The sequence below is a fragment of the Streptomyces sp. NPDC051020 genome, assembly GCF_040683105.1.
In the GTDB taxonomy this organism is placed as follows: Bacteria; Actinomycetota; Actinomycetes; order Streptomycetales; family Streptomycetaceae; genus Streptomyces.
Genome location: NZ_JBFBCG010000002.1, coordinates 251260 through 274127 on the forward strand (window position 1 = coordinate 251260; position 22868 = coordinate 274127).

Sequence of the window (22868 nt, forward strand, 5' to 3'; positions counted from 1 at the left end):
GATTGAGCCATGGTGAGGGACGACAACGCCGCGAAATGCGTGCCCCAGCCCGTGACGCCGCCTCCCATGTGCCGGTCGGTCTTATCTCCGTCCCGATGGGCCGGCGGACCGTCAGACCTCGAACGGCCGGGCCGGCCACGGCGCCTCGGCCGGCCGCAACGAATCGATCCCGTCACCGGCGAGCACCGCCGCGAGCGAGAGGACACCCACCACGAGGCAGTTGTTGTGCAACTCCCCGGCGAGCACCCCCCGTACAAGTTCCTGCAGCTCCACCCGTGCCAGCTCCATGTCGGCCTCCTCCTCGGAGACCGCGAAGCGCTCACCGTCCGCCTCGGAGAGGTTCCGGGCGAGGAAGATCCGTACGGCTTCGTCGCAGCCGCCGGGTGTGGTGTAGACGTCGGTCAGCACCCGCCAGTCCTCGGCCTTGGCGTACGCCTCCTCGTAGAGCTCGCGCTGCGCCGCGTGCAGCGGATTCTCACCGGGGACGTCGAGCAGTCCGGCGGGGATCTCCCAGAGCTTGTGGCGCACGGGGTGCCGGTACTGCCGCAATACGAGAACCCGGCCGGCGTCGTCGAGTGCGAGCACGGCGACCGATCCGGGGTGGACCTGGTAGTCACGGCGGACGACCGATCCGTCGGGCATCACCACGTCATCGGTGCGGACGCTGGTCTTGTTGCCCGTGAAGGGGGTCCCGGTCGCAGTGACCTGCCACTCCTCGGGCGTGTCCTGGATAACCATCTACGTCCTCCCACAAAAACAGAAACCGGGGTACGGATCCTCGATCGATCCGTACCCCGGTCAACGGTAACGCCTGCCTGCCGCCGGACTACTTGCCCGACGTGGCGCCCTGCTTGCTGTCTGTCCGGGCGCCCGTCCTGCGCTCGACGGCCGCCTTCACCAGGCCCGCGAAGAGCGGGTGCGGGCGCGTCGGGCGGGAACGGAGCTCCGGGTGCGCCTGGGTGGCGACCAGGTAGGGGTGGATCTCCCGCGGGTACTCGACGTACTCGACGAGCTTGTTGTCCGGCGAGGTGCCGGAGAAGACCAGACCGGCCTTCTTCTCCAGCTCGGCGCGGTAGGCGTTGTTGACCTCGTAGCGGTGGCGGTGACGCTCCTCCACGTACGGCTGGTCGCCGTAAGCCTCACGGACCACCGAGCCCTCGGCGAGCTTCGCCGGGTACAGGCCGAGCCGCATAGTGCCGCCCAGGTCACCCGCGCCCTCGACGTAGGCGAGCTGCTCCTCCATCGTCGAGATGACGGGGTGGGAGGTGGCGGCGTCGAACTCGGTCGAGTTGGCGTCGGGGATCTCGGCGAGGTTGCGCGCGGCCTCGATCACGATGCACTGCAGGCCGAGGCAGAGGCCGAGCAGCGGCACCTTGTTCTCACGGGCGTACTGAATGGCACCGATCTTGCCGTTGACACCGCGGTCGCCGAAGCCGCCGGGGACGCAGATGGCGTCGACGTCGGAGAGCTGCCTGGCGGCACCGGCCGGGGTCTTGCAGTCGTCGGAGGCGACCCACTTGACCTTGACCCGGGCCTTGTTCGCGAAGCCGCCGGCCCGGATGGCCTCGGTGACGGAGAGGTACGCGTCGGGCAGGTCGATGTACTTGCCGACGAGCGCGACGGTGACCTCGTGGTCGGGGTTGTGGACGCGGTCCAGCAGGTCGTCCCAGGTGGTCCAGTCGACATCGCGGAACGGCAGGTCGAGCTTGCGCACCACGTACGCGTCCAGACCCTCGGTGTGCAACACCTTCGGAATGTCGTAGATCGACTTGGCGTCCACACAGGCCACCACAGCGGCTTCGTCGACGTCGCACATCAGCGAGATCTTGCGCTTGATGGCGGTCGGTACGTCACGGTCGGCGCGCAGCACGATGGCGTCCGGCTGGATACCGATGTTGCGCAGCGCCGCGACGGAGTGCTGGGTGGGCTTGGTCTTGAGCTCGCCGGACGGGCCGATGTACGGCAGCAGCGAGATGTGCACGACGAAGACGTTGTCCCGGCCGACCTCGTGACGGACCTGGCGGACGGTCTCCAGGAACGGCAGCGACTCGATGTCGCCGACCGTGCCGCCGACCTCGGTGATGACGACGTCGACGTCGTCGGTGGCCATGCGGCGGATGCGGTGCTTGATCTCGTTGGTGATGTGCGGGATGACCTGCACGGTGTCACCGAGGTACTCGCCGCGCCGCTCCTTGGCGATGACCTGCGAGTACACCTGGCCGGTCGTGACGTTGGCGGATCCGTCGAGGTCGACGTCGAGGAAGCGCTCGTAGTGGCCGATGTCCAGGTCGGTCTCGGCGCCGTCGTTGGTGACGAACACCTCGCCGTGCTGGAACGGGTTCATCGTGCCCGGGTCGACGTTCAGATAGGGGTCGAGCTTCTGCATGGTGACCCGAAGGCCCCGCGCCTTGAGCAGGGCACCCAGGCTGGAGGCAGTCAGACCCTTGCCGAGGGATGAGGCGACACCCCCGGTGACGAAGATGTGCTTGGTCGTCGTGGATGTGGGCTGCATAGCCAAAGGGGGCTCCCGTGGTCGCGGATCTTGAGGTGCGTACCGGCGTTTCCATCCGGAGATTCGGAGGTGCCGTCGCTGCGGTTCGGGGTCCTCGTCCGCTGTTGCTGACGACCACCGGTCCACGGGCTACCAGGGTATCAGCGACTGGGGGAGCCCGCTTCCGGCCACACCTGGCACACTCGTTGCACAGAATCACCGCACCACCTTCACGCCCCACCCGTTCGGCGCAGACGTGTTGCCGGGACCGTCGCGCGGATCATGCACGTGCGTCGTATCCTGCTCGGACACTCGCCCCGGGCGAGGCATTGGAGCCCTCGGCTCACCACAACAACCCCTTGCAACGACCTCTTGACCCGCAGTAAGCGCCCCACGGGGCGACATGGCCGTTCGACTGGAGATGCACGTGGCCGGGCGCATCGAGGATTACGCACTCATCGGAGACATGCAGACCGCTGCCCTGGTCTGCCGGGACGGCACGGCCGACTGGCTGTGCCTGCCCCGCTTCGACTCGCATGCCATCTTCGCGGGACTGCTGGGTACCGAGGAGCACGGCTTCTGGCGCCTGGGCCCCGCGTACGCGACCGGGACGGAGCCGCCGGCAGCGGACCGGCGGCGCTACCGTGGGGACTCCCTCATCCTGGAGTCGGAGTGGGATACGCCGCGCGGCACGGTCCGCGTGACCGACTTCATGCCCCCGCGTGACGGCGCGCCGCAACTGATCCGGATCGTGGAAGGGATCAGCGGCCGGGTGCCGATGCGCTCCGAGCTGCGGATGCGGTTCAGCTACGGGCGGGTCATCCCGTGGGTGCACAGGGTCGACGGCCGTACGGTCGCGGTCGCCGGCCCGGACTCCGTCTGGCTGGACACGCCCGCCGACACGTACGGCGAGAACCTCACGACGTACTCCGACTTCACCGTCGCACCGGGAGACCGGATCGCCTTCACCATCAGCTGGCAGCCCTCGCATCACGAGCCGCCCGGACTGCCGGACCCCGAGGGGTCGCTGGAGGCGACGGAGGACTTCTGGCGCGAGTGGGTCGAGCAGTGCACGTACCACGGCCCCTACCGCGAGGCGGTGGTCCGCTCCCTGATCACCCTGAAGGCACTGACGTACGCGCCTACCGGCGGCATCGTCGCCGCCCCGACCACCTCCCTGCCGGAGGACATCGGCGGCTCGCGGAACTGGGACTATCGCTACACCTGGCTGCGCGACGCGGCGATCACCCTCTCCTCGCTGCTGCGCACCGGTTACCGCGAGGAGGCCCGCGCCTGGCGCGAGTGGCTGCTGCGGGCGGTCGCGGGTGACCCGGAGAACCTGCAGATCATGTACGGCATCGCGGGCGAGCGCGAGCTGGGCGAGGCCGAGCTGGACTGGCTGCCCGGTTACGAGAATTCAAGCCCGGTCCGGGTCGGCAACGGCGCGGCGGGACAGCTGCAGCTCGATGTGTACGGCGAGGTCATCGAGGCGCTGCACCTCGCCCACATGACGGGCCTGACCCGCAACGACTACGCGACGGGGCTGCAGCTCAAGCTGATCTCGTACCTGGAGAACCACTGGGACGAACCGGACGAGGGCATCTGGGAGGTGCGCGGGCCGCGCCGTCACTTCGTCCACTCCAAGGTCATGGCCTGGGTCGCCGTCGACCGCACCATCAAGCTGATCGAGTCCGGGGACATCGAGGGACCTCTGGAGCGGTGGCGGGAACTGCGCGACACCATCCACCGCGCTGTCTGCGAAAACGGCTACGACAAGGAACGCAACACCTTCACCCAGTCCTACGGGTCGAGGGAGCTCGACGCGTCGCTGCTGCTGATCCCGCAGATGGGCTTCCTGCCCCCGGACGACAAGCGGGTCATCGGCACGATCGAGGCGATCCAGCGCGAGCTGTCCACGGAGGACGGCTTCGTGCTGCGCTACCCCACCAGGGGCGAGGACGCGGGCGTCGACGGTCTCGAGGGCGACGAGGGAGCGTTCCTCGCGTGCTCGTTCTGGCTGGCCGACGACCTGGCGATGATCGGACGGGTCGACGAGGCACGCCAGCTCTTCGAACGGCTGCTCTCGCTCCGGAACGACCTGGGACTGCTCGCAGAGGAGTGGGATCCGCGGCTGCAGCGGCAGGTGGGGAACTTCCCGCAGGCGTTCAGCCATGTGCCGCTGATCGACACGGCGCTGCGGCTGACGGCGAGCGGGGCCTACGTCGGCTGACCGCCGGCCGCCGGTTGCGTGGCAGGGCGGTTCCCGGGCCGGTGCGGTCCGGGAACCGCCCTACGATGGAACTGACCTGTCACGCCCTCGGAAGGGGGCATCATGACGCCCCGCAGTACCACCGGCACCACCGGTACGACGGACCTCGCCGTGGACAGTCTCCGCCGCGATCTCACCGGCGATGCCTTCGCACCCGGGGACGCCGGATACGACGAGGCGCGCATGATCTTCAACGGCATGATCGACCGGCGGCCCGCAGTGGTCGCCCAGTGCGCGTCGGAGGCGGACGTGGCGCTGTCGGTCCGGTTCGCCCGTGAGCACGGCCTGGAGATCGCGGTCCGTGGCGGCGGCCACAGCGTCGCGGGCATGTCACTCACCGACGGCGGACTGGTGGTCGACCTCCGCCGCATGAACAGCGTGACGGTCGCCCCGAACGACCAGGCGGCACGCATCGGCGGCGGCGCGACCATGAGCGATCTGGACCGGGCCACCCAGCCGTACGGTCTGGCGACCACCGGTGGCCGGGCCTCCACCACCGGTGTGGGCGGCTTCACACTGGGCGGCGGCTCGGGCTGGCTGGAGCGGAGATTCGGTCTGGCCTGCGACAACCTGCTGGCCGCCGAGCTGGTGACCGCGGACGGCAGCACCGTCCACGCGAGCCTCGACGAGAATCCTGAACTTTTCTGGGCGCTGCACGGCGGCGGCGGCAACTTCGGCGTCGCCACCTCACTCACCATCGACCTGCACGAACTGCCGGAGATGTCCTTCGCGCTGCTGCTGTACCGTCCGGAGGCCGGTCCCGACGTGCTGCGTGCGTACCGGGACCTGATGGCCTCCGCACCGGACGAGGCCGGCGGAGCCCTTCTCTACATCACCGGGCCGCCCGAGGACTTCGTACCGGAGCATCTGGTCGGCGCACTCGTCTGCGGCGTCCTGCTCACCTGTACCGGGCCGTCGGCCCGGGCTCGGGAACTGGCCGGGCCGCTGCTCGCCCTCGACCACGAGTCCGAGGTGATCACCGACATCCCGTACGCGGACCTGCAGTGCATGCTCGACGCCCCGCCCGGGATGCGGAACTACTGGTCCGCCGAGTACCTGGACACCTTCCCCGACGAAGCGGTGGACCTGTTCTGCTCCCGCGCCGCCGACATGCCCGTCCCCTCCGCTTCGCAGCACGCCCTCTTCCCGATGGGCGGCGCGGTGGCCCGCGGCCCCGCCGAGTACCCGCTGCCGTGGCGCACCGCCCGCTGGGCCGTGCACCCGTTCGGCGTCTGGGAGAGCCCGTCCGACGACGCGCGCGGCCGCCAGTGGGTACATCAGGTGCGCACCGATGTGCGCCCCTGGTCCACCGGCGCCGTCTACCTCAACTTCATCGGGCGCGAGGGCCCGGGCCGGGTCGTCGCCGGACTCGGCGCCGAGAACCACGCCCGGCTCGCCGCGGTCAAGGCCGCGTACGACCCTGACAACGTGTTCCACCTCAACCACAATATTGAGCCTGCCGCCGCCCGGTGAACTCCCCCGACGACGGCTCCGCAGCCCCCGGCCGGTACCTTCCTGACCAGGAACGACAGCCCGCCCGACCCGAACAGAAGCACGAGGCCAGAACCAGTGGAGAACCAAGGCGGAATCACCGTGCAGCGCGCCCTGGAGCTGCCGGGGCTGCGCAGCGGACTCCCCGAGGTGGTGGCCGGCGCGGACCGGCTGAACCGCACGGTGCGCTGGGTGCACGCGGGCGAGGTCCCGAACATCGCATCCCTCCTCAAGGGCGGTGAGCTGCTGCTCACCACCGGTCTGGGGCTCGGCACCCGCCCCGCCGAGCAGCGCACCTTCGTGCGCAGGCTCGCCGACCGCGGGATCGCCGCCCTGGTGGTGGAGCTCGGGCCGCGCTTCAGCAGACTGCCCGCCTCGATCGTGGACGCCGCGCGGGCAGCTGGTCTGCCGCTCGTGCAGCTGCACCGCGAGGTGCCGTTCGTGACGGTGACCGAAGAGATCCACACCGAGATCGTCAACGGCCATTACGCGCTGCTGCGGCAGGCGGAGGACGTGCACCGGCGGTGCACGGAGGCGCTGCTCGGCGGCGGCGGGGTCCCGCAGGTGCTCGGCATCCTGGCGGACTTCACCGCCAACCCGGTCTTCCTGGAGACGGCTGACGGCCAGCTGCTGTACGCGGCGGGCACCGAGTCCGGTCCGGTCTCCGCCGATCCGCTCCAGGTGTGGGACGGGATGCGCGGCGGCCGGGCGGCCCGCGAGGCACCGCCCACGGGTGCGGTGCTGGTGGATGTGCCGGGCGGCGGCCCCGGGTCCGGTTCGGTACGGGCCAGGCTGGTGCTCCTCGCGGTGTCCGGGCCGCTGGTGACGGTGCACCGGATGGCGGCGGAGCGGGCGGCGGGCATCCTCGCCGTGGTGCTGATGCAGGCCCGCCAGGAGGAGGAACTCGCTGCGCGCGGCCGCGGCGACTTCCTGACGGACCTCGCGGAGGGCCGGATCGCTCCGGAGGACGCACCCGCGCAGGCCCGCGTACTGGGCTTCAAGCCGGGCGCGGCGCCGCTGCTGCCGGTGGTGATGCGACTGGCCCCCGAGCTGTCCCCATCGGGCAACTGGGCGCTGCTGGCGCGCGCGGTCCTGGAGGAGCTGTCGTCGGTGGGCATGCCGGTGCTGCTCGGCGTCCGCCCCGTGGAGGGCAGGGTTCCGCTGCTGCTCGGCCTGCGGTCCGAGTCGGAGCGTACGGCGGTCGCCGACCGGGTCGCGGCGGCGCTGCGGGCGGGCGTCGAGCGGGCCGCGCTGGAGCGGGCGGGGGCGCAGCCGCCGGTCGTGGTGGTCGGAGTCGCCGGCGGCTGGGCGGCGGCCGGGGCGGGGCTGCGGCACGCGGCTGAGACGGCGACGGCCGCGCAGGGGCTCGGCAACCGGCCCTGGTACGACGCCCGGCGCCTGGACATCGACCTGCTGCTGTGGCGGCTGCGGGACCATCCGGACCTGGCGGCGTTCGTGGATCGGGCGATCGGCCCGCTGCGTGATCACGACCGCACCTCGCGCCCGCCGCTGCTGCCCACCCTGGAGTCGTATCTCGCCCACGCGGGCCGCAAGGCGGAGACGGCCCGCGAACTGCACCTGAACCGCCAGACCCTCTACAACCGTCTGGCCCGCATCGGCGAGCTGCTGGGCACGGACCTGGACGACCCCCAGACGGTCCTGGCTCTGAGCCTGGCCCTGAGAGCCCGCCGCCACGCCAAACCGGGAGCATCGGGCGACTGAGATGAAGAAGTCGCGCCCATAGGTGGGGCGGCGTCGCGTGCCGATGGGCGGCGCCTGGCGGCGTTGTCGTCGGTCGACGACTCCCCCATAGCCCTAAAGGCATGGGAGGTGCCCCCTCCGCCTTGCCAGGCTTGCCCCTCGCCCCGCTCCTTCCTCCACCCCACCTCTGTGCGCGACCTCTCAGACCGACCGGCGCATGGGGGGTGGGTCCAAGACGACCGCGGGACGCTTCGGCGTCCCCGCCGTCACCTCACCATCCCCGCCCGATCGCCAACGGCTGAGTCAACTCGTCGTAGACACTGAGGACTTGCGCGATCGTGTCGTCCTCCGTGGGCCAACTCGCCGCCTGCGCACGCCCCGCGCCGGCCATCCGCTCCCGAGCCGCCGGGTCCTCCAGCAGCCGTACAACGACCCGCGCCATGGCCTCCGCGTTGCCGTACGGCACAAGTTCCGCCGCGTCCCCGACCAGTTCGGGCATCCCGCCCACCGCCGTGGCGACCAACGGCACTCCCATCCGCAGCGCCTCCTGCGCCACCAGCGACCGCGCCTCCCACCGGCTGGGCAGCAGAGCCAGATCGGCGACGGCAAGAAGCTCGGCGACATCGTCACGGCTCCCGATCAGCCTGACGGGCAGTTCCTCGTCCCGGATCCGCCGCTGGAGCGCACCCCGCTCCCGCCCCTCCCCTGCGATGACCAGCAGGGGTACGGGGTCGAGTTGACGCCACATCCGTGCCGCATCGAGCAGCGTTTCGTACCCGTGATGCGGTACCAGACTGCCGATGGAGACGAGTAACGGCCGCCCCACCACTCCGAGTTCGGCCCGCACCTTGCCATCGTCGCGGACAGCGGCGGGAATGCGCGACAGGGGAATGACGAACGGCGCGAGCCTCGCGTCGCGCGCGCCCCGCCGCCGCGCCCGGTCGACCAGATCCGACGACGTACCGAGCACAACGGCCGCCGCCCGGGCGGCCCTTCGCTCCAGGAGGTGGAGCAGCCGGCTGCGGGCACCTTCGGCGTACGCCCGGGTGTGCCAGGTCAGAACCAGGGGGGTGCGCCGCCCGCCGAGCGCAAGACCGGTGCGTACGGCGGCGTGCAGCCCGTGCGCATGGACCACGTCCGCCCCCACGCAGGCGCTCCGCAGGGCGGCGACGGCGGCGGGGTCGCTGCACCGCGGTACGGGGACGAAGCGGGCCCCCGCACCGGAGAAGTCGTAGGCGCGGTCCAGTTCGGCCGGGGCGCAGACGGTGACGTGTACGCCTCTCGCCACCAGCCCCCCGGCCAGCGAGCTGACGTGAGCGCTGCTGCCCGCACTGCCGCCGCCCAGGACTTGGACCGTACGCAGCTGTGACACGTTGAATGGCTCCCGGGGCTACCGAGTCGGCGGTATGTGCATCGCCAAGGATGCCAGTCCGTACGCACGTTCCGGCACCTCGGAGCCGTGGTTCCGGTGTGCGCGGCGACAACCGGGCGTGCGTTACCACCCGGACGGGTGAGGACAACGGTGCGATATTGCCACGCCGGCGACCCGCTGCACTGGCGACGCGTCAGCGCCCCGACAGCACGTCACCGATCCGACAGCGCCGGGCGAGCCCGCTGATCCGGTCCCCATAGGCCGCCGCGGCCAGGACCCCCGCCGCATGGGCGGCGAGCCCGCACCGGCCGTTGCCCGCACCGACCGCGAGGCCGAGGGCCGCGCCCAGGGCTTGCGCGCCCGCGTCCCCGATCATGGTGCGTTCCCCCAGCTCCTCGGCAGCGAGGGCGGCCACGGCCCCCATCGGCGCGGCAGCGAGTCCGCCCCGGACCAGCCCAGGGGTCCCGAGAGCAAGCACGGTGGCGGTCGCGACGCCCGGCCGCACGTCCGTCAGATTGACGAGATGAGCGGTTCCGGCGATCACGACACCGGCGAGGACCCGGTCGACGGGCCGTTCCTTCAGCAGGGCGCCCGCAGCGAGCCCGGCCGCCCCGATGCCGAAGAGCTTCACGGCGCCACTGGTCACCTCGCCGTGCCGCAGCGCGGTGAGATGGGCGCGGAAGCCGCGGCGCGGATCCTCGGCGCCGGCGAAGTCGTCGTACGCGCCACAGCCCCCGGCGGCCAGCACGGCGAGGGCGGCGGCGGTCCTGGTGCGGGGCGGCAGCGGGAGCACGGTGGCTCCGGCGGCGGCCCCGAGTGCGACGGCGGGCCCGGCGTACAGATCGACGGTGCGCCCCGCATAGTTGGTCCGCAACCACCCCGGGCGCGACCGCCCCCGCAGCGCCCGGTACACCCCGCCTGCGACCCCGGCGGCGACGGCACCGGCGGCGACCCTGCTGATCATTGCTCCCATGCGCGCCAGGCTACGAGCCGGCCCCGAACACTCGGACGCAGGGGCGCCGAGGCCCGCGCGCGCACCGCACCGCGCCGCAGACACCGAAGCCGGCCCGCCCCCGCGCCGAACGGCAAAGACTCCCCCGCACCGCAGTGCGCCGCCGCCTACCCGTCCGCCCGCGCCGCGGCCAGCAGCTCCTCCGCATGCGCCCGCGCCGTCTCCGAGTCCTCCTGCCCCGCAAGCATCCGAGACAGCTCCCGCACCCGGTCCTCGCCCTCCAGGACCGTGACACCGCTCCGGGTCACCGCCCCGTCGACCGTCTTCTCGACCAGCAGCTGCCGGTCGGCGAACGCCGCCACCTGCGGCAGGTGCGTGACGACGACCACCTGCGCGGACTTGGCGAGCTTCGCCAGTCGCCGTCCGACCTCGACGGCCGCCTTGCCGCCGACGCCCGCGTCGACCTCGTCGAAGAGGTACGTGGGTACGGGGTCGGAGCCCGCGAACACCACCTCGACGGCGAGCATCACGCGGGACAGCTCACCGCCCGACGCTCCCTTGGCGATCGGCCGGGGCTGGGCGCCGGGGTGCGGGGCCAGCAGCAGTTCCACCTCGTCGGCGCCGGACGGACCGTAGAGCACGCTCCGCCCGCCGATGTCGATGCCGGACGCCTCGTCCGCCGCGTCGGTCTGGCGGATGTCGAAGGAGACCCGGGCGTGCGGCATGGCGAGGGAGGCCAGTTCCTCGGTCACCGCTTCGGCGAAGAGCGCCGCCGCCGCCGTCCGCGCATCGGTCAGCGCCTGTCCGAGCCCGGAGAGTTCGGCCCGCAGCGCGTCCCGTTCGGCCGTCAGCTCGCCGATCCGGTCGTCGTCGCCCTCGAGTTCGGTGAGTCGGCGCGCCCCTTCCTCGGCCCAGGCGAGCACGGCGGCGATGTCCTCGCCGTACTTGCGGGTGAGCGCGGTGAGCGCGGCGCGCCGCTCCTCCACCGCGGCGAGCCGCAGCGGATCGGCGTCCAGCTGGTCGGCGTACCCGGCCAGTTCGCCCGCCACATCGGCGAGCAGGATGGAGATCTCGCCGATCCGGTCGGCGAGCGAGGCGAGCGCCGGGTCGTGGGCGCGGACGGCGTCGAGCGACCGCCCGGCCGCGGCGACGACGGTCGTCGCGTCGACGGCCTCCTGGTCCTCCGGGTTGCCCGCGAGCGCGGCGTGCGCGAGGGCGGCCGCGGAGGCGAGCGCTTCGGCGTGACCGAGCCGTTCGGCCTCGGCGGCGAGATCGGTGTCCTCGCCGGGCAGCGGTTCGACGCCGGCGATCTCGCCCAGTCCGAAGCGCAGCAGATCCGCTTCCTGGGCACGTTCGCGGGCGCGCGTGGTCAGCTCGTCGAGCTCCGTGACGACGGCCCGCAGCCGCCGGTATGCGGCCGCGTACTTGGCGTGCGGCACGGCGACGCCGTCGCCCGCGTACCGGTCCAGGGCCTGCCGCTGCCGCGCGGGCTTGAGCAGCCCCTGCTGGTCGGTCTGGCCGTGCACGGCGACGAGTTCGTCGGCGAGTTCGGTGAGTACGCCCACCGGTACGGACCGTCCGCCGAGATGGGCGCGCGAGCGCCCTTCCGCGGAAACGGTACGGCTGATCAGCAGCGCACCCTCGTCGATTTCGGCCCCGGCCTCCTCGGCCCGTACCGCGGCTGCTTCATCGACGGACACGGTGATCCGTCCCTCGACGACGGCGGCCTTGGCGCCGATCCGCACCAGGGCGGGGTCGGCGCGCCCGCCGAGCAGCAGCCCCAGGCTGGTGACGACCATGGTCTTGCCCGCGCCGGTCTCGCCCGTCACCGCGGTGAACCCGGGTGACAGCTCCACCACCGCGTCGTCGATGACTCCGAGCGACCGTATCCGCATCTCCTCCAACACGGACACGACCTTACGAGGTCCGGACCCCGGTGTGCGACGGACCCCGGCCGCGGATTCACTCTCCCGTGCGCCGGAGGGCCGCGATCTGCGGCACCGATGCGATCAGTGGGGCGCGCCCCGCCACCCCGAGACGGGCAGCGCGAACTTCGCCACCAGCCGGTCCGTGAACGAGGCCTGGTGCAGCCGCGCCAGCCGTACGGGCACGGCCCCGCGCCGCACCTCGACCCGTGCTCCGGCCGGCAGCTCCACGGTCCTGCGCCCGTCGCACCACAGCACCCCGTGCGGGGTATGCGGCTGGACCTCGACGGCGAGCACCGAGGTCGGCGACGTCACCAGCGGCTTGGCGAACAGGGCGTGAGCGCTGATCGGGACCATCAGCAGCGCCTCGACCTCCGGCCACACCACGGGCCCACCCGCCGAGAAGGCGTACGCGGTGGAGCCGGTCGGCGTCGCACAGACGATCCCGTCGCAGCCGAAGCCGGTGACCGGGCGCCCGTCGATCTCCAGGACGACTTCGAGCATCCGCTCGGGCGACACCTTCTGCACGGCCGCTTCGTTCATTGCCCAGTCGGTGTGGACGATGTCGCCGTTGCTGTGCACGAGGACGTCGATCGTCATGCGCTCCTCGACCCGGTACGCCCGGGTGACGACCCGGTCGACCACCTTGTCCAGGTCGTCCCGCTCGGCCTCGGCGAGGAAGCCGACCCGGCCGAGGTTGACACCGAGCATCGGCACCCCGGAGGCCCGGGAGATCTCGGCGCCGCGCAGCAGCGTCCCGTCCCCGCCGAGGACGATCAGCAGCTCACAGCCGTCCACGGCCGCGGGCGTGGCGTCGTCGACCGTCTCCACGGCCGTCGGGAGCGGCAAGTCTGCGGCCTCCGCGGCAAGGACCCGTACCCCGAGTCCGCTGCGCAGCAGCCCCTGCACCACGAGTTCGGCGCTGCGGATCGCGGCCGGCCGGCCGGTATGTGCCAAAAGAAAGACAGTTCGTGCCGCATTCGTCGTCAACGAGGCCCCTCCGCCACTGCACGGTCGACATCCGCGGGATCCAGCTCGGGCGCTCCGGCCCGCAGCCAGAGAAAATACTCGACGTTGCCGGAAGGCCCGGGCAGCGGGCTCGCGGTCACTCCGCGCACTCCGAGTCCCAGCGCCCAGGCCCGGCGCGCCACCTCTCGTACCGCTTCGGCCCGCAGCTCGGGGCTGCGCACCACGCCACCGCTGCCCAGCCGCTCCTTGCCGACCTCGAACTGCGGCTTGACCATCAGGACCAGGTCCGCATCGGGGGCGGCACAGCGCGCCAGGGCAGGCAGGACGAGCCCGAGCGGGATGAACGACAGATCGCCGACCACCAGGTCCACCGCCTCTCCGTCGATCGCTTCCAGCGTCAATTCGCGTACGTTGGTACGGTCCTTGACGGTGACGCGTTCATCGGACTGCAGCGACCAGGCGAGCTGCCCGTAGCCCACGTCGACGGCGACGACATGACCGGCTCCGGCCCGCAGCAGTACGTCGGTGAATCCACCGGTCGACGCCCCTGCGTCCAGCGCCCGCCGCCCCTCGACCTTCAGCCCGAGGGGCACGAAGGCGGCGAGGGCGCCCGCGAGCTTGTGCCCGCCGCGCGAGACGTACTCGGGGTCGCTGTCGTCCTTGATGACGACGACTGCGGCGCTGGTCTCGACCTGGGTGGCGGGTTTGGTCGCGGTGTTGCCGCCGACGGTCACCCGCCCTGCGGCGATCAACTGGCTCGCATGCTCGCGTGAGCGGGCGAGCTTTCGGCGTACCAGCTCGGCGTCGAGGCGGCGACGTGCCACTCCTGCCACGTTCGGTTCAGCTCCTGTTGTTGTACGGGGGCATCGGTGCGTGTACCGGTGCGGGTGCGGGCCGGGCATCCAGCGCGGTCAGCGCATCGCGCAGCCCACTGTGTACATCCTCGTACACCTCGATGTGTCCCTCCGCCGGGAGGTGGTCCGCGTCGGCCAGCCGCTCCAGCCCCGCGTCCACCTCGGCGTGTCCGGTGGGGGTGCACGTGACGCCGAGGCGCGCGGCGGCTGCGGGCTCGGGTGCGGGGCCGGCCGTCTCCGCCGATTCCCCGGGCGCCGTCCCGGGCTCCCGCATCAAGTCGCTCATGCGGAAACGCTACCGCGAAGGCCTGGGGTACCGTCGGTCACGATGGCGACCATGGCGGAGTGCCGCAGCGCACTCGACACACTTTCCGACAACCTCGAGACGGCCGAGGGCAACGTGCGCAGCGCGGCTGCCCTGGACCGCTCGCTGAGCTGTCACATCAAGGACCTCGGGATCACCTTCACCGGCCGTCTCAAGGATGGCCGGATCCAGGTACTCGACACGTTCGAGGGCCCACCGCGCGAGAAGGCCGAGATCCGGCTCGCGATGAACGGCGACGATCTGGTGGCCATGGTGAACGGGAACCTGAACTTCGCAAAGGCCTGGGCCTCGGGCCGGGTCCGGCTGGAAGCAAGCATCCGAGACCTCATGCGCCTCAGAACACTGCTGTAGTACACCCACCCCACCAGACCCCTGGGGCAACCGACCACGCCCAGGCCATGGCGTCTACCGCGCCGACCGATCACGCCCGCCGGAATCAAGCCCGTCCGGCGATCGAGGAGAGGCACGCCGGCAGGCAGCGCAACCACGCTCAAGCCCTCACCGAATCCACAACGCGCGCGGCCCGCGCGGCCGGCACCACCAACGGCGTCCCCGTCTCCGGATCAGCGATCACCTGACACCGCAGCCCGAACACCCGCTCCACCAGCTCCGCCGTGACCACGTCTCCCGGCGCCCCCTCGGCAATGACCTCGCCCTCGCGCATGGCAATCAGATGCGTGGCGTAGCGCGCGGCGTGGTTCAGGTCGTGGAGTACGGCGACCAGCGTCCGCCCGCGCGTCTCATGCAGCTCCGCGCACAGGTCGAGGACATCGATCTGGTGCTGGATGTCGAGGTACGTCGTCGGCTCGTCGAGCAGCAGCAACGGCGTCTCCTGCGCAAGCGCCATCGCGATCCAGACACGCTGCCGCTGACCGCCGGACAGTTCGTCGACAAAGCGATCGGCCAGCTCGCGGACACCGGTCGACACCATCGATTCCTCGACAATGCGTTCGTCGTCCGGCGACCACTGCCGCAGCAGCCCCTGATGTGGATACCGCCCGCGTGCGACCAGGTCCGCGACGGTGATGCCGTCGGGCGCGATCGAGGACTGCGGCAGCAGCCCCAGGGTCTTCGCGACCTTCTTCGCAGGCATCGCATGGATCGTCTGCCCGTCCAGCAGCACCTGCCCCCGGCTCGGCTTGAGCATCCGGGACAGCGCCCGCAGCAGCGTGGACTTCCCACAGGCATTGGGGCCGACGATCACGGTGAACGAATTGTCGGGGATCTCGACCGAGAGGTTCTCCGCGATGACCCGCTGGTCGTAGCCGAGGGTCACCGAGTCCGCGGTGAGGCGCTGCATGGTCGTACTCCGGGAGTCGGTGGGTCGGGTCATCGACGGGTTGGTCCTTCGGGGCGGATTCGCCGTGCGGCGGGTTCTCATATCCGCCCCGCCCTGCGCTCGGAGACGAGCAGCCACAGCAGGTAGCAGCCACCCAGCACGCCGGTGACGACACCCACCGGCAGCTGCCGGTCGCCGAAGGCGTCCATCGCGATCCAGTCGGCGACGAGCAGCAGCGCGGCCCCCATGAAGGCGGCGGGCGCCAGATTGGGCCCGGGCGAGCGGGTGAGCCGGCGTGCCAGCTGCGGGGCACTCAGCGACACGAACGCGATGGGCCCGGCCGCGGCGGTGGCGACGGCGACGAGCACCACGGCACAGCCCATCAGGACGAGCCGGGTGCGTTCCACCCGTACACCCAGAGCGTACGCGGCGTCGTCACCCATCTCCATCGTGCGCAGCGCCCGCCCGTGCCCGAGCACCAGCGGAATGAGCAGGCCGCACACCGCGAGCAGCGGCCAGACCTGTGCCCAGTCGCGCCCGTCGAGCGAGCCGGTCATCCAGACGACGGCACGGGTCGCGTCGACCAGGTCGGCCTTGGTGATCAAATACTGCGAGGCGGCGGTGAGCATCGCGGCCGTGCCGATACCGACGAGCACCAGCCGGTAGCCGTGGACCCCTCGTTTCCACGCCAGCAAGTACACCGCGGCGCCGGTGAGCAGGCCGCCGACTACGGCGCCGCCCGCGACCGCGGTGGCCCCGCCCTGGAAGAGGACGATCACCGTCAGCGCACCGACCGTGGCGCCCTGGCCGAAGCCGAGCACGTCGGGGCTGCCGAGCGGGTTGCGGGAGATGGTCTGGAACACGGCGCCGCCGACCCCGAGTGCCGCGCCGACCAGGAGCCCGACGAGGACCCGCGGCAGGCGCAGGTCCGAGACGATGAACTGCTGCTGGAAGGTGCCGTGCCCGAACAGCGTGCTGACGACCTCGCCGGGCGTCATCGCGTAGTCCCCGCTGCCGATGAGCACGATGCCGGCCCCGGCTGCCACGGCGGCAAGGAGCACGATCACCACGAACGCCCGGACGTCCACCCGGAAGGAGAGCCCGCCGCCGGTCCGTACGGCCCGGACCGCGCCGGCTCCACCCTTCGCGCGGGTCTTCATGGCCTTCACAGCTGGGCCATCCTCTTGCGGCGTACGAGATGGATGAAGACGGGACCGCCGAGCAGCGCGGTGACGATGCCGACCTGCAGCTCGGACGGTCGGGCGATCACCCGCCCCACCACGTCCGCGCCCAGCAGCAGCACCGGCGCGAGCACGGCCGCGTACGGCAGGATCCACCGCATGTCGGGGCCGGTGATCGCGCGCACCAGGTGCGGGATCATCAGCCCGATGAAGACGATCGGCCCGCAGGCGGCGGTCGCGGCCCCGCACAGCAGAGTGACGGTGAGCATCGCGAGGACGCGAGTGCGGGTCAGATGGGCGCCGAGCGCCCTGGCGGTGTCATCGCCCATCTCCAGGGCGTTCAGCGGCCGAGCGATGAGCAGTGCGAGGACGACACCGACCGCGATGAACGGCCACACCTTGCCGACGGTCTCCATGTTCGCCGAGGCCAGCGACCCGACCGTCCAGAACCGCAGTCGGTCGAGTGCCGCCGCATCCAGCAGCTGTACGGCGTTGACATAGCCGAACAGCGCGGCGCCGGCCGCGGTCCCGGCGAGGGCGAGGCGCACAGGCGTCGCGGACCGGCTGCCACCGAGCAGGTACACCGCGACCGACACGACCGCGGCGCCGAGGAACGCGAACCACACGTACCCGGTCAGGGAGGTGACACCGAAGAAGCTGATCGCGGACACGACAGCTGCAGAGGCTCCTGCGTTGACCCCGAGCAGTCCGGGTTCTGCCAGCGGGTTACGGGTCAGGGCCTGCATCACCGCCCCGGCGAGGCCGAGCGCGGTGCCGACGATCAGCCCGAGCACGGTCCGCGGGATACGCACCTCCCGTACGAGGACATCGCTCTGGGTCCCCGAGGCGTGGAACAGACCGTGCCAGACATCAGCGAGGGGCAGCGCCTTGGCACCGATCGCGATACTCGCGAGGCATACCAGCACCAGCGCGAGCACGGCGATCAACAGCCCCACGGCACGGATCGCATGGCGCCCCGGGGGCGCGGATGTCGCCGGCGCGGCCCTGGGACCTGCGCTCGGCTCTGGCGGACTCTCAACCAACACGAGGTTAGGTTAGCCTAACCTACTTACCTGTCGGGCCACCCGGCTCCCCGCACCCAGCAGAACACCGGATACGCCCGATTCATCCCGCAAGGATCCGTCGCCTCGGCGAACTCCCGGACTCCCCCTCCCAGTTGCCCAGGCCTCGCCCGCAGCACCCTCAGGCTGCCGCCGGACTACAGCCCGAGCCTGGCCACCGCCTTTCCCGCATCAAGCCGGCACGCCCCCTCACCGGCGTACGACCAGGCAGCCCCGCACAGCGCCCGCAGCCCGTCGAGCACGTCCCCGTCACCCTCCAGTGCCAGCTCGTCGCCGCGCACCGCGGCCGTCCAGCCACCGCAGCCGAACCCACCGTCGTTCTCCGTCACCTCGGGCTGCCCGGTGAGCAGTCCCCGCAGATCAGCATCCACATACGTGGGCCGGTGCCTCGGCTCGGCCGCCACCAGCTGCGCCGCGTCCGTCACTCCGGTGAGCACCAGCAGTGAGTCCACTCCACCGTCGAACGCACCCTCGATGTCCGTGTCCAGCCGGTCCCCGACCACCAGCGGCCGCTCCGCCCCGGTCCGCAGCACGGTCTCACGGTGCATCGGCGGCAGCGGCTTCCCAGCGACCTGCGGCTCGGCACCGGTGGCGATCCGTACGACCTCGACCGCCGCACCATTGCCCGGCGCGATCCCCCGGGCCCCCGGGATCGTCAGATCGGTGTTGGACGCGAACCACGGCACCCCTCGGTTGATCGCGTACGCAGCCTCCGCGAGCCGTCCCCACGCCATGTCGGGACCGCCGTACCCCTGCGCCACCGCCACCGGCTCGTCGTCCGCCGACTCCACCGGCACCAGCCCGCGCTCCACCAGCGCGACCTTCAGCCCCTCGCCCCCGACCACGAGCACCCGGGCCCCGGCCGGCAGCTGATCGGCCATCAGCCGCGCCACTGCCTGCGCCGAGGTGATCACGTCGGCGGGCTCGGCCGGCACCCCGAGCTCGGTCAGATGGTCCGCCACGGCAGCCGGCGTACGCAGCGCATTGTTGGTCACGTACGCGAGATGCATTCCCCCGTCCCGCGCGGCGCCCAGCGAATCGACGGCATGCACGATCGCGTGGCCGCCCGCGTACACCACCCCGTCAAGATCCAGCAGAGCCGTGTCGTACGCCTTACTCAGCGCAGTGCTGATTCCGCTCGGCCGGGTCCTGCTCGCCTGACTCATATCTTTGCGCTCCTCATTGCATGCTTCTCCTCCGATCATCGCGCATCGGCACAACGCACATACGATGCAGAAATGAAGACACCAGGTCCCACCGGCCAGGGGCTGCGCCTGATCCCGTTCCGCGGGCTGCGCTACGTCCCCGAGCGGGTCGGGAGTCTCGCCGCGGTGACCTCACCGCCCTATGACGTCGTCGTGCGCCCCGACGGGCTGCACCACCTGGAATCGGCGGACCCGCACAACATCGTCCGATTGATCCTGCCGCAGGCCGACACGCCCGACGCCCGCCAGGAACAGGCCGCCGAGACTCTGAACCGCTGGCTCGCCGAGGGCATACTGGCCCCCGAGCGCGAGCCCACGCTCTACGTCTACGAGCAGCGCAGCGGCGAGATCCTGCAACGCGGCATCGTGGGAGCACTGGCGCTCTCCTCCCCCGCCGACGGCATCGTCCTGCCGCACGAGGACGTCATGGCCCATGTCGTCGAGGATCGCGCCAACCTGATGCGCACCACAGCCGCCCACCTGGAACCGCTCCTGCTCACCTACCGCAGCGAGGGCGAAGCGACCGGCGTGACCGCTGTGATCGAGCGCACCATCCACCGGCCGCCGCTGCTCGCGACGACCACCGAGGACGGCTACCGGCACCGGCTCTGGGCGGTCACCGACCCGGCCGACCGGTCCGAGATCGAGACCGACCTCACTCACCACCAGGCGCTCATCGCCGACGGCCACCACCGCTGGGCCACCTACCTCCGGCTGCAGCAGGAACACACCGACCCGGGCCCCTGGGACTTCGGCCTGGTCCTCCTCGTCGACACGGCCCGCTACCCGCTCCGGGTCCGCGCCATCCACCGGCTGCTGCACCGCCTCCCCGTCGCTGACGCGCTGGCCGCGTTGAACGGCACCTTCCGAGTCCGCGACATCGAGGAACCACTTCCCGTTGCCCTCGACGCCCTCGCCGAGGCGGCCGCCGAGGGCAACGCCTTCCTGCTGGCGGGCGACGGCCGATTCCATCTCGTCGACCGCCCGGACGAGGCCCTGCTGGCCCGCACGATCCCGGCCGACCGCCCACTCGCCTGGCGCACTCTCGATGCGACGGTCCTGCACGCGACGCTTCTCGATCATGTGTGGCAGATCCCCGACAGCCCGGAACGCATCGCGTACATACACGACACCGAGGCAGCCGTGGAACAGGCCGAGCGCCGCAACGCCACCGCGGTCCTGATGCATCCGGTACGCGAAGAAGTCGTCCGGGACCTGGCCCGACAGGGAGTCACCATGCCCCGCAAGTCCACCTCGTTCGGCCCCAAGCCGGCCACGGGCCTGGTCCTGCGCAGCCTCACCCTCGACTGACCGCGGGCACGGACGCCAGACACAAAAAGAGGGGGCGGCATCCCTCCCGGGATGCCGCCCCCTCTCATGTCTTACGCCTTCGTCGACCCGTCCTCATCCGCATCGTCGACATCGACATCAGCGTCAGTGTCGGCCTCGACCGTCTCGTCGTCGTCGCTCTCACCGAGAGCGTCGACGAACTCGACACCGTCCAGCTCGGCGAGCCGGTCCGACGCGTCGGTGGCCCCGTCCTTGTCGGCCTCCAAGGCCTTCGCGAACCATTCACGCGCCTCGTTCTCGCGCCCCGCGGCCAGCAGCGCGTCGGCGTACGCGTAGCGCAGTCGCGGCGTCCACGGGTGCACGGCACTTGATGCGAGCTCGGAGCTCTGCAAGGTGACGATGGCGGCATCGATCTGCCCCATGTCCCTGCGCGCCCCGGCGGCCACCAGGCGCATCTCGACCTGCCCGGCCTTGTCCAGCTTCTGCACCTCGGGCTCGCCGGCCATGGCCATCGCTCGCTCGGGCCGCCCGAGTCCACGCTCGCAGTCGGCCATGACGGGCCACAACTCCACGGAACCGGTCATCCGCTTCGCCGCCCGGAACTCGGCCAGCGCCTCCGAGTACTTCTGCGTCGCGTACGCGGCGAAGCCGGCCGCCTCCCGCACAGCAGCCACCCGCGAGGCCAGCCGCAGCGCGATACGCGAGTACGCGTAAGCCTGCTCGGGGTCCTCGTCGATGAGCCGGGCGACCATGACGAGGTTGCGGGCAACATCCTCGGCCAGGGTCTTCGGCAGGCTCATCAGCTCCTGCCGCACATCCTTGTCGATCTCGTCACCGGTGACGTCGTCAGGAATGGGAAGCCGCTTGATCGGCTCACGGTCCCGGTCGTCCCGGCGGTCGTAGCCACCACGGTCGTCGCGCCCACGGTAGCCACCACGCTCGCGGTCGTCCCGCTGCCCGCGGTATCCACCGCCGCCGCGGCTGTCGTCGCGACGGGGCCCACGCGGCCGGTCCTCACGGCGCTCGAAGCCACCACCGGGACGCCCACCACGCTCATCATCACGACGCGGCCCGCGGTACCCACCACGGTCGTCCTCGCGCCGCGGCGCACGATCATCGCGGGGGAACCTGCCGGCGCCGCCACCGCCACGACTGTCATCCCGACGGAAGCCACCGGCACGGTCGTCACGACGGAAGCCGCCCCGGTCGCCGCTCGTGGGCCGACTGTCGTCACGGCGGAAGCCGCCGCGGCTGTCGTCGTCGCGACGGGGCCCACGCGACCGGTCCTCACGGCGCTCGAAGCCACCACCGGGACGCCCACCACGCTCATCATCACGACGCGGCCCGCGATATCCGCCACGGTCGTCCTCGCGCCGCGGCGCACGATCATCGCGACGGAACCCACCGCCGGAACCGCCACCGCGGCTGTCGTCACGGCGGAAGCCACCGGCACGGTCGTCACGACGGAAGCCGCCCCGGTCGCCGCTCGTGGGCCGACTGTCGTCACGGCGGAAGCCGCCACCGGAGCCACCGCCGCGGCTGTCGTCACGGCGGAAGCCGCCGCGGCTGTCGTCGTCGCGACGGGGCCCACGCGACCGGTCCTCACGGCGCTCGAAGCCACCACCGGGACGCCCACCACGCTCATCATCACGACGCGGCCCGCGGTACCCACCACGGTCGTCCTCGCGCCGCGGCGCACGATCATCGCGACGGAACCCACCGCCGGAGCCACTGCCGCGGCTGTCGTCACGACGGAACCCACCGCCGGAACCGCCACCGCGGCTGTCGTCACGACGGAACCCACCGCCGGAACCGCCACCGCGACTGTCATCACGACGGAACCCACCGCCGGAACCGCCACCGCGACTGTCATCACGACGGAACCCACCGCCGGAACCGCCACCGCGACTGTCATCACGGCGGAAGCCACCGCGGTCGTTGTCCCGACGCGAGCCGCCGGAGCGGTCGTCACGACCACCCCGGAAGCCGCCCCGGTCACCACCGTCCCGGCGACGCGGCTCGCGCTCCGAACGATCGTCGGGAGAGTTGGTGGACATGGGTGGAACTCCTGTCTTCAGGTACTACAGACATTCTCGCGCAGTCGGACACTCGATGCGCTTCGGCAAGACAAAAAAGACCCCTGGTCCCAGCGTGAACGCTGGGACCAGGGGTCCTTGAAAGATTGTTCGGCGGCGTCCTACTCTCCCACAGGGTCCCCCCTGCAGTACCATCGGCGCTGAAAGGCTTAGCTTCCGGGTTCGGAATGTAACCGGGCGTTTCCCTAACGCAATGACCACCGAAACCCTATCGGGTTCTAGCGAACAAGCACACTTTTTAATTAATGAGTGAAACTGTTCAACCGGTGCGACTGTTCGCAACCCGGGAACAACACAGTGGACGCGAGCAACTGAGGACAAGCCCTCGGCCTATTAGTACCAGTCAGCTCCACCCGTTACCGGGCTTCCACATCTGGCCTATCAAC

19 protein-coding genes and 2 rRNA genes are annotated in these 22868 nt (G+C 71.2%); 5 read left to right on the forward strand and 16 right to left on the reverse strand.

Going from position 1 to position 22868, the window contains the following annotated elements; genetic code table 11:
- Window positions 1-111: 111 nt before the first annotated feature.
- Together AB0N06_RS02345 and AB0N06_RS02350 are read right to left on the reverse strand one after the other, a co-directional pair.
- A complete protein-coding gene (locus AB0N06_RS02345) occupies window positions 112-738 on the reverse strand; it encodes an NUDIX hydrolase (RefSeq protein WP_366132890.1) in 627 nt (208 codons plus the stop codon).
- Between the two features lie 88 nt (window positions 739-826).
- On the reverse strand, window positions 827-2512 hold the full coding sequence (locus AB0N06_RS02350) for a CTP synthase (RefSeq protein ID WP_366132891.1): 1686 nt from the start codon (window positions 2510-2512) through the stop codon (window positions 827-829).
- A gap of 406 nt (window positions 2513-2918) precedes the next feature.
- Between AB0N06_RS02350 and AB0N06_RS02355 the strand changes: the two genes are divergently transcribed.
- The 3 genes from AB0N06_RS02355 to AB0N06_RS02365 all read left to right on the forward strand — a co-directional run bounded on the left by AB0N06_RS02355 (window position 2919) and on the right by AB0N06_RS02365 (window position 7973).
- Window positions 2919-4721 carry a glycoside hydrolase family 15 protein gene (locus AB0N06_RS02355; RefSeq protein WP_366132921.1) on the forward strand — a complete coding sequence of 601 codons (1803 nt, stop codon included), beginning with the start codon at window positions 2919-2921 and terminating at the stop codon, window positions 4719-4721.
- Between the two features lie 102 nt (window positions 4722-4823).
- Window positions 4824-6233 carry an FAD-binding oxidoreductase gene (locus AB0N06_RS02360; protein ID WP_366132892.1) on the forward strand — a complete coding sequence of 470 codons (1410 nt, stop codon included), beginning with the start codon at window positions 4824-4826 and terminating at the stop codon, window positions 6231-6233.
- A 96-nt stretch (window positions 6234-6329) separates the two neighbouring features.
- Complete coding sequence (locus AB0N06_RS02365) at window positions 6330-7973, forward strand: PucR family transcriptional regulator (protein WP_366132893.1); 1644 nt, start codon at window positions 6330-6332, stop codon at window positions 7971-7973.
- A gap of 250 nt (window positions 7974-8223) precedes the next feature.
- On the opposite strand, the gene AB0N06_RS02370 is transcribed toward AB0N06_RS02365, so the two are convergent.
- From AB0N06_RS02370 to AB0N06_RS02395, 6 genes are all read right to left on the reverse strand, one after another.
- A complete protein-coding gene (locus AB0N06_RS02370) occupies window positions 8224-9324 on the reverse strand; it encodes a glycosyltransferase family 4 protein (RefSeq protein WP_366132894.1) in 1101 nt (366 codons plus the stop codon).
- A gap of 193 nt (window positions 9325-9517) precedes the next feature.
- The gene (locus tag AB0N06_RS02375; protein ID WP_366132895.1) at window positions 9518-10297 is read right to left on the reverse strand and encodes a hypothetical protein; all 780 of its coding nucleotides are present in this window, start codon (window positions 10295-10297) and stop codon (window positions 9518-9520) included.
- Window positions 10298-10443: 146 nt separating this feature from the next.
- Window positions 10444-12189: a DNA repair protein RecN gene (recN, locus tag AB0N06_RS02380; RefSeq protein ID WP_366132896.1), complete on the reverse strand. Its 1746-nt coding sequence runs from the start codon at window positions 12187-12189 to the stop codon at window positions 10444-10446.
- Between the two features lie 96 nt (window positions 12190-12285).
- The gene (locus tag AB0N06_RS02385) at window positions 12286-13191 is read right to left on the reverse strand and encodes an NAD kinase (RefSeq protein WP_327247138.1); all 906 of its coding nucleotides are present in this window, start codon (window positions 13189-13191) and stop codon (window positions 12286-12288) included.
- Window positions 13188-14003, reverse strand: a complete 816-nt coding sequence (locus tag AB0N06_RS02390; RefSeq protein WP_358858176.1) for a TlyA family RNA methyltransferase — start codon at window positions 14001-14003, stop codon at window positions 13188-13190. Before AB0N06_RS02390 ends, AB0N06_RS02385 begins: the two co-directional genes overlap by 4 nt.
- A 7-nt stretch (window positions 14004-14010) precedes the next feature.
- Entirely contained in the window at window positions 14011-14298 is a 288-nt protein-coding gene (locus AB0N06_RS02395) for a hypothetical protein (RefSeq protein ID WP_366132922.1), read from the reverse strand.
- 54 nt (window positions 14299-14352) lie between these two features.
- Between AB0N06_RS02395 and AB0N06_RS02400 the strand changes: the two genes are divergently transcribed.
- Entirely contained in the window at window positions 14353-14700 is a 348-nt protein-coding gene (locus tag AB0N06_RS02400) for an SCP2 sterol-binding domain-containing protein (RefSeq protein WP_366132897.1), read from the forward strand.
- A gap of 139 nt (window positions 14701-14839) precedes the next feature.
- Here AB0N06_RS02400 and AB0N06_RS02405 read toward each other — a convergent pair whose 3' ends face one another.
- The 4 genes from AB0N06_RS02405 to AB0N06_RS02420 all read right to left on the reverse strand — a co-directional run bounded on the left by AB0N06_RS02405 (window position 14840) and on the right by AB0N06_RS02420 (window position 19057).
- Window positions 14840-15649, reverse strand: a complete 810-nt coding sequence (locus tag AB0N06_RS02405) for an ABC transporter ATP-binding protein (RefSeq protein WP_366132923.1) — start codon at window positions 15647-15649, stop codon at window positions 14840-14842.
- 77 nt (window positions 15650-15726) lie between these two features.
- Complete coding sequence (locus tag AB0N06_RS02410; protein ID WP_366132925.1) at window positions 15727-16788, reverse strand: iron chelate uptake ABC transporter family permease subunit; 1062 nt, start codon at window positions 16786-16788, stop codon at window positions 15727-15729.
- A 5-nt stretch (window positions 16789-16793) separates the two neighbouring features.
- On the reverse strand, window positions 16794-17753 hold the full coding sequence (locus AB0N06_RS02415) for an iron chelate uptake ABC transporter family permease subunit (protein ID WP_366132927.1): 960 nt from the start codon (window positions 17751-17753) through the stop codon (window positions 16794-16796).
- A gap of 275 nt (window positions 17754-18028) precedes the next feature.
- Window positions 18029-19057 (reverse strand): HAD hydrolase-like protein, encoded by a 1029-nt coding sequence (locus AB0N06_RS02420; protein WP_366132898.1) that lies wholly within the window; start codon window positions 19055-19057, stop codon window positions 18029-18031.
- Between the two features lie 72 nt (window positions 19058-19129).
- On the opposite strand from AB0N06_RS02420, the gene AB0N06_RS02425 reads away from it, so the two are divergent.
- Window positions 19130-20407: a DUF1015 domain-containing protein gene (locus tag AB0N06_RS02425; RefSeq protein ID WP_366132899.1), complete on the forward strand. Its 1278-nt coding sequence runs from the start codon at window positions 19130-19132 to the stop codon at window positions 20405-20407.
- Window positions 20408-20478: 71 nt separating this feature from the next.
- On the opposite strand, the gene AB0N06_RS02430 is transcribed toward AB0N06_RS02425, so the two are convergent.
- The 4 genes from AB0N06_RS02430 to AB0N06_RS02445 all read right to left on the reverse strand — a co-directional run.
- Window positions 20479-21186 carry a tetratricopeptide repeat protein gene (locus AB0N06_RS02430; protein ID WP_366132900.1) on the reverse strand — a complete coding sequence of 236 codons (708 nt, stop codon included), beginning with the start codon at window positions 21184-21186 and terminating at the stop codon, window positions 20479-20481.
- Window positions 21186-22316, reverse strand: a complete 1131-nt coding sequence (locus tag AB0N06_RS02435) for a hypothetical protein (protein WP_366132901.1) — start codon at window positions 22314-22316, stop codon at window positions 21186-21188. The genes AB0N06_RS02430 and AB0N06_RS02435 overlap by 1 nt, the downstream gene beginning before the upstream one ends.
- Window positions 22317-22570: 254 nt before the next feature.
- Window positions 22571-22687: ribosomal RNA gene (rrf, locus tag AB0N06_RS02440) — 5S ribosomal RNA — on the reverse strand.
- A 108-nt stretch (window positions 22688-22795) separates the two neighbouring features.
- Window positions 22796-22868 (reverse strand): 23S ribosomal RNA (locus AB0N06_RS02445); the annotation flags it as partial.

Excerpts from the sequence above, each read along its gene's own strand:
- AB0N06_RS02345 (WP_366132890.1), bottom strand. The coding sequence starts at position 738 with ATGGTTATCCAGGACACGCCCGAGGAGTGGCAGGTCACTGCGACCGGG.
- AB0N06_RS02350 (WP_366132891.1), bottom strand. The coding sequence starts at position 2,512 with ATGCAGCCCACATCCACGACGACCAAGCACATCTTCGTCACCGGGGGT.
- AB0N06_RS02360 (WP_366132892.1), top strand. The coding sequence starts at position 4,824 with ATGACGCCCCGCAGTACCACCGGCACCACCGGTACGACGGACCTCGCC.
- AB0N06_RS02375 (WP_366132895.1), bottom strand. The coding sequence starts at position 10,297 with ATGGGAGCAATGATCAGCAGGGTCGCCGCCGGTGCCGTCGCCGCCGGG.
- AB0N06_RS02395 (WP_366132922.1), bottom strand. The coding sequence starts at position 14,298 with ATGCGGGAGCCCGGGACGGCGCCCGGGGAATCGGCGGAGACGGCCGGC.
- AB0N06_RS02400 (WP_366132897.1), top strand. The coding sequence starts at position 14,353 with ATGGCGACCATGGCGGAGTGCCGCAGCGCACTCGACACACTTTCCGAC.
- AB0N06_RS02405 (WP_366132923.1), bottom strand. The coding sequence starts at position 15,649 with ATGCAGCGCCTCACCGCGGACTCGGTGACCCTCGGCTACGACCAGCGG.
- AB0N06_RS02410 (WP_366132925.1), bottom strand. The coding sequence starts at position 16,788 with ATGAAGACCCGCGCGAAGGGTGGAGCCGGCGCGGTCCGGGCCGTACGG.
- AB0N06_RS02420 (WP_366132898.1), bottom strand. The coding sequence starts at position 19,057 with ATGAGTCAGGCGAGCAGGACCCGGCCGAGCGGAATCAGCACTGCGCTG.
- AB0N06_RS02425 (WP_366132899.1), top strand. The coding sequence starts at position 19,130 with ATGAAGACACCAGGTCCCACCGGCCAGGGGCTGCGCCTGATCCCGTTC.
- AB0N06_RS02430 (WP_366132900.1), bottom strand. The coding sequence starts at position 21,186 with ATGAGCCTGCCGAAGACCCTGGCCGAGGATGTTGCCCGCAACCTCGTC.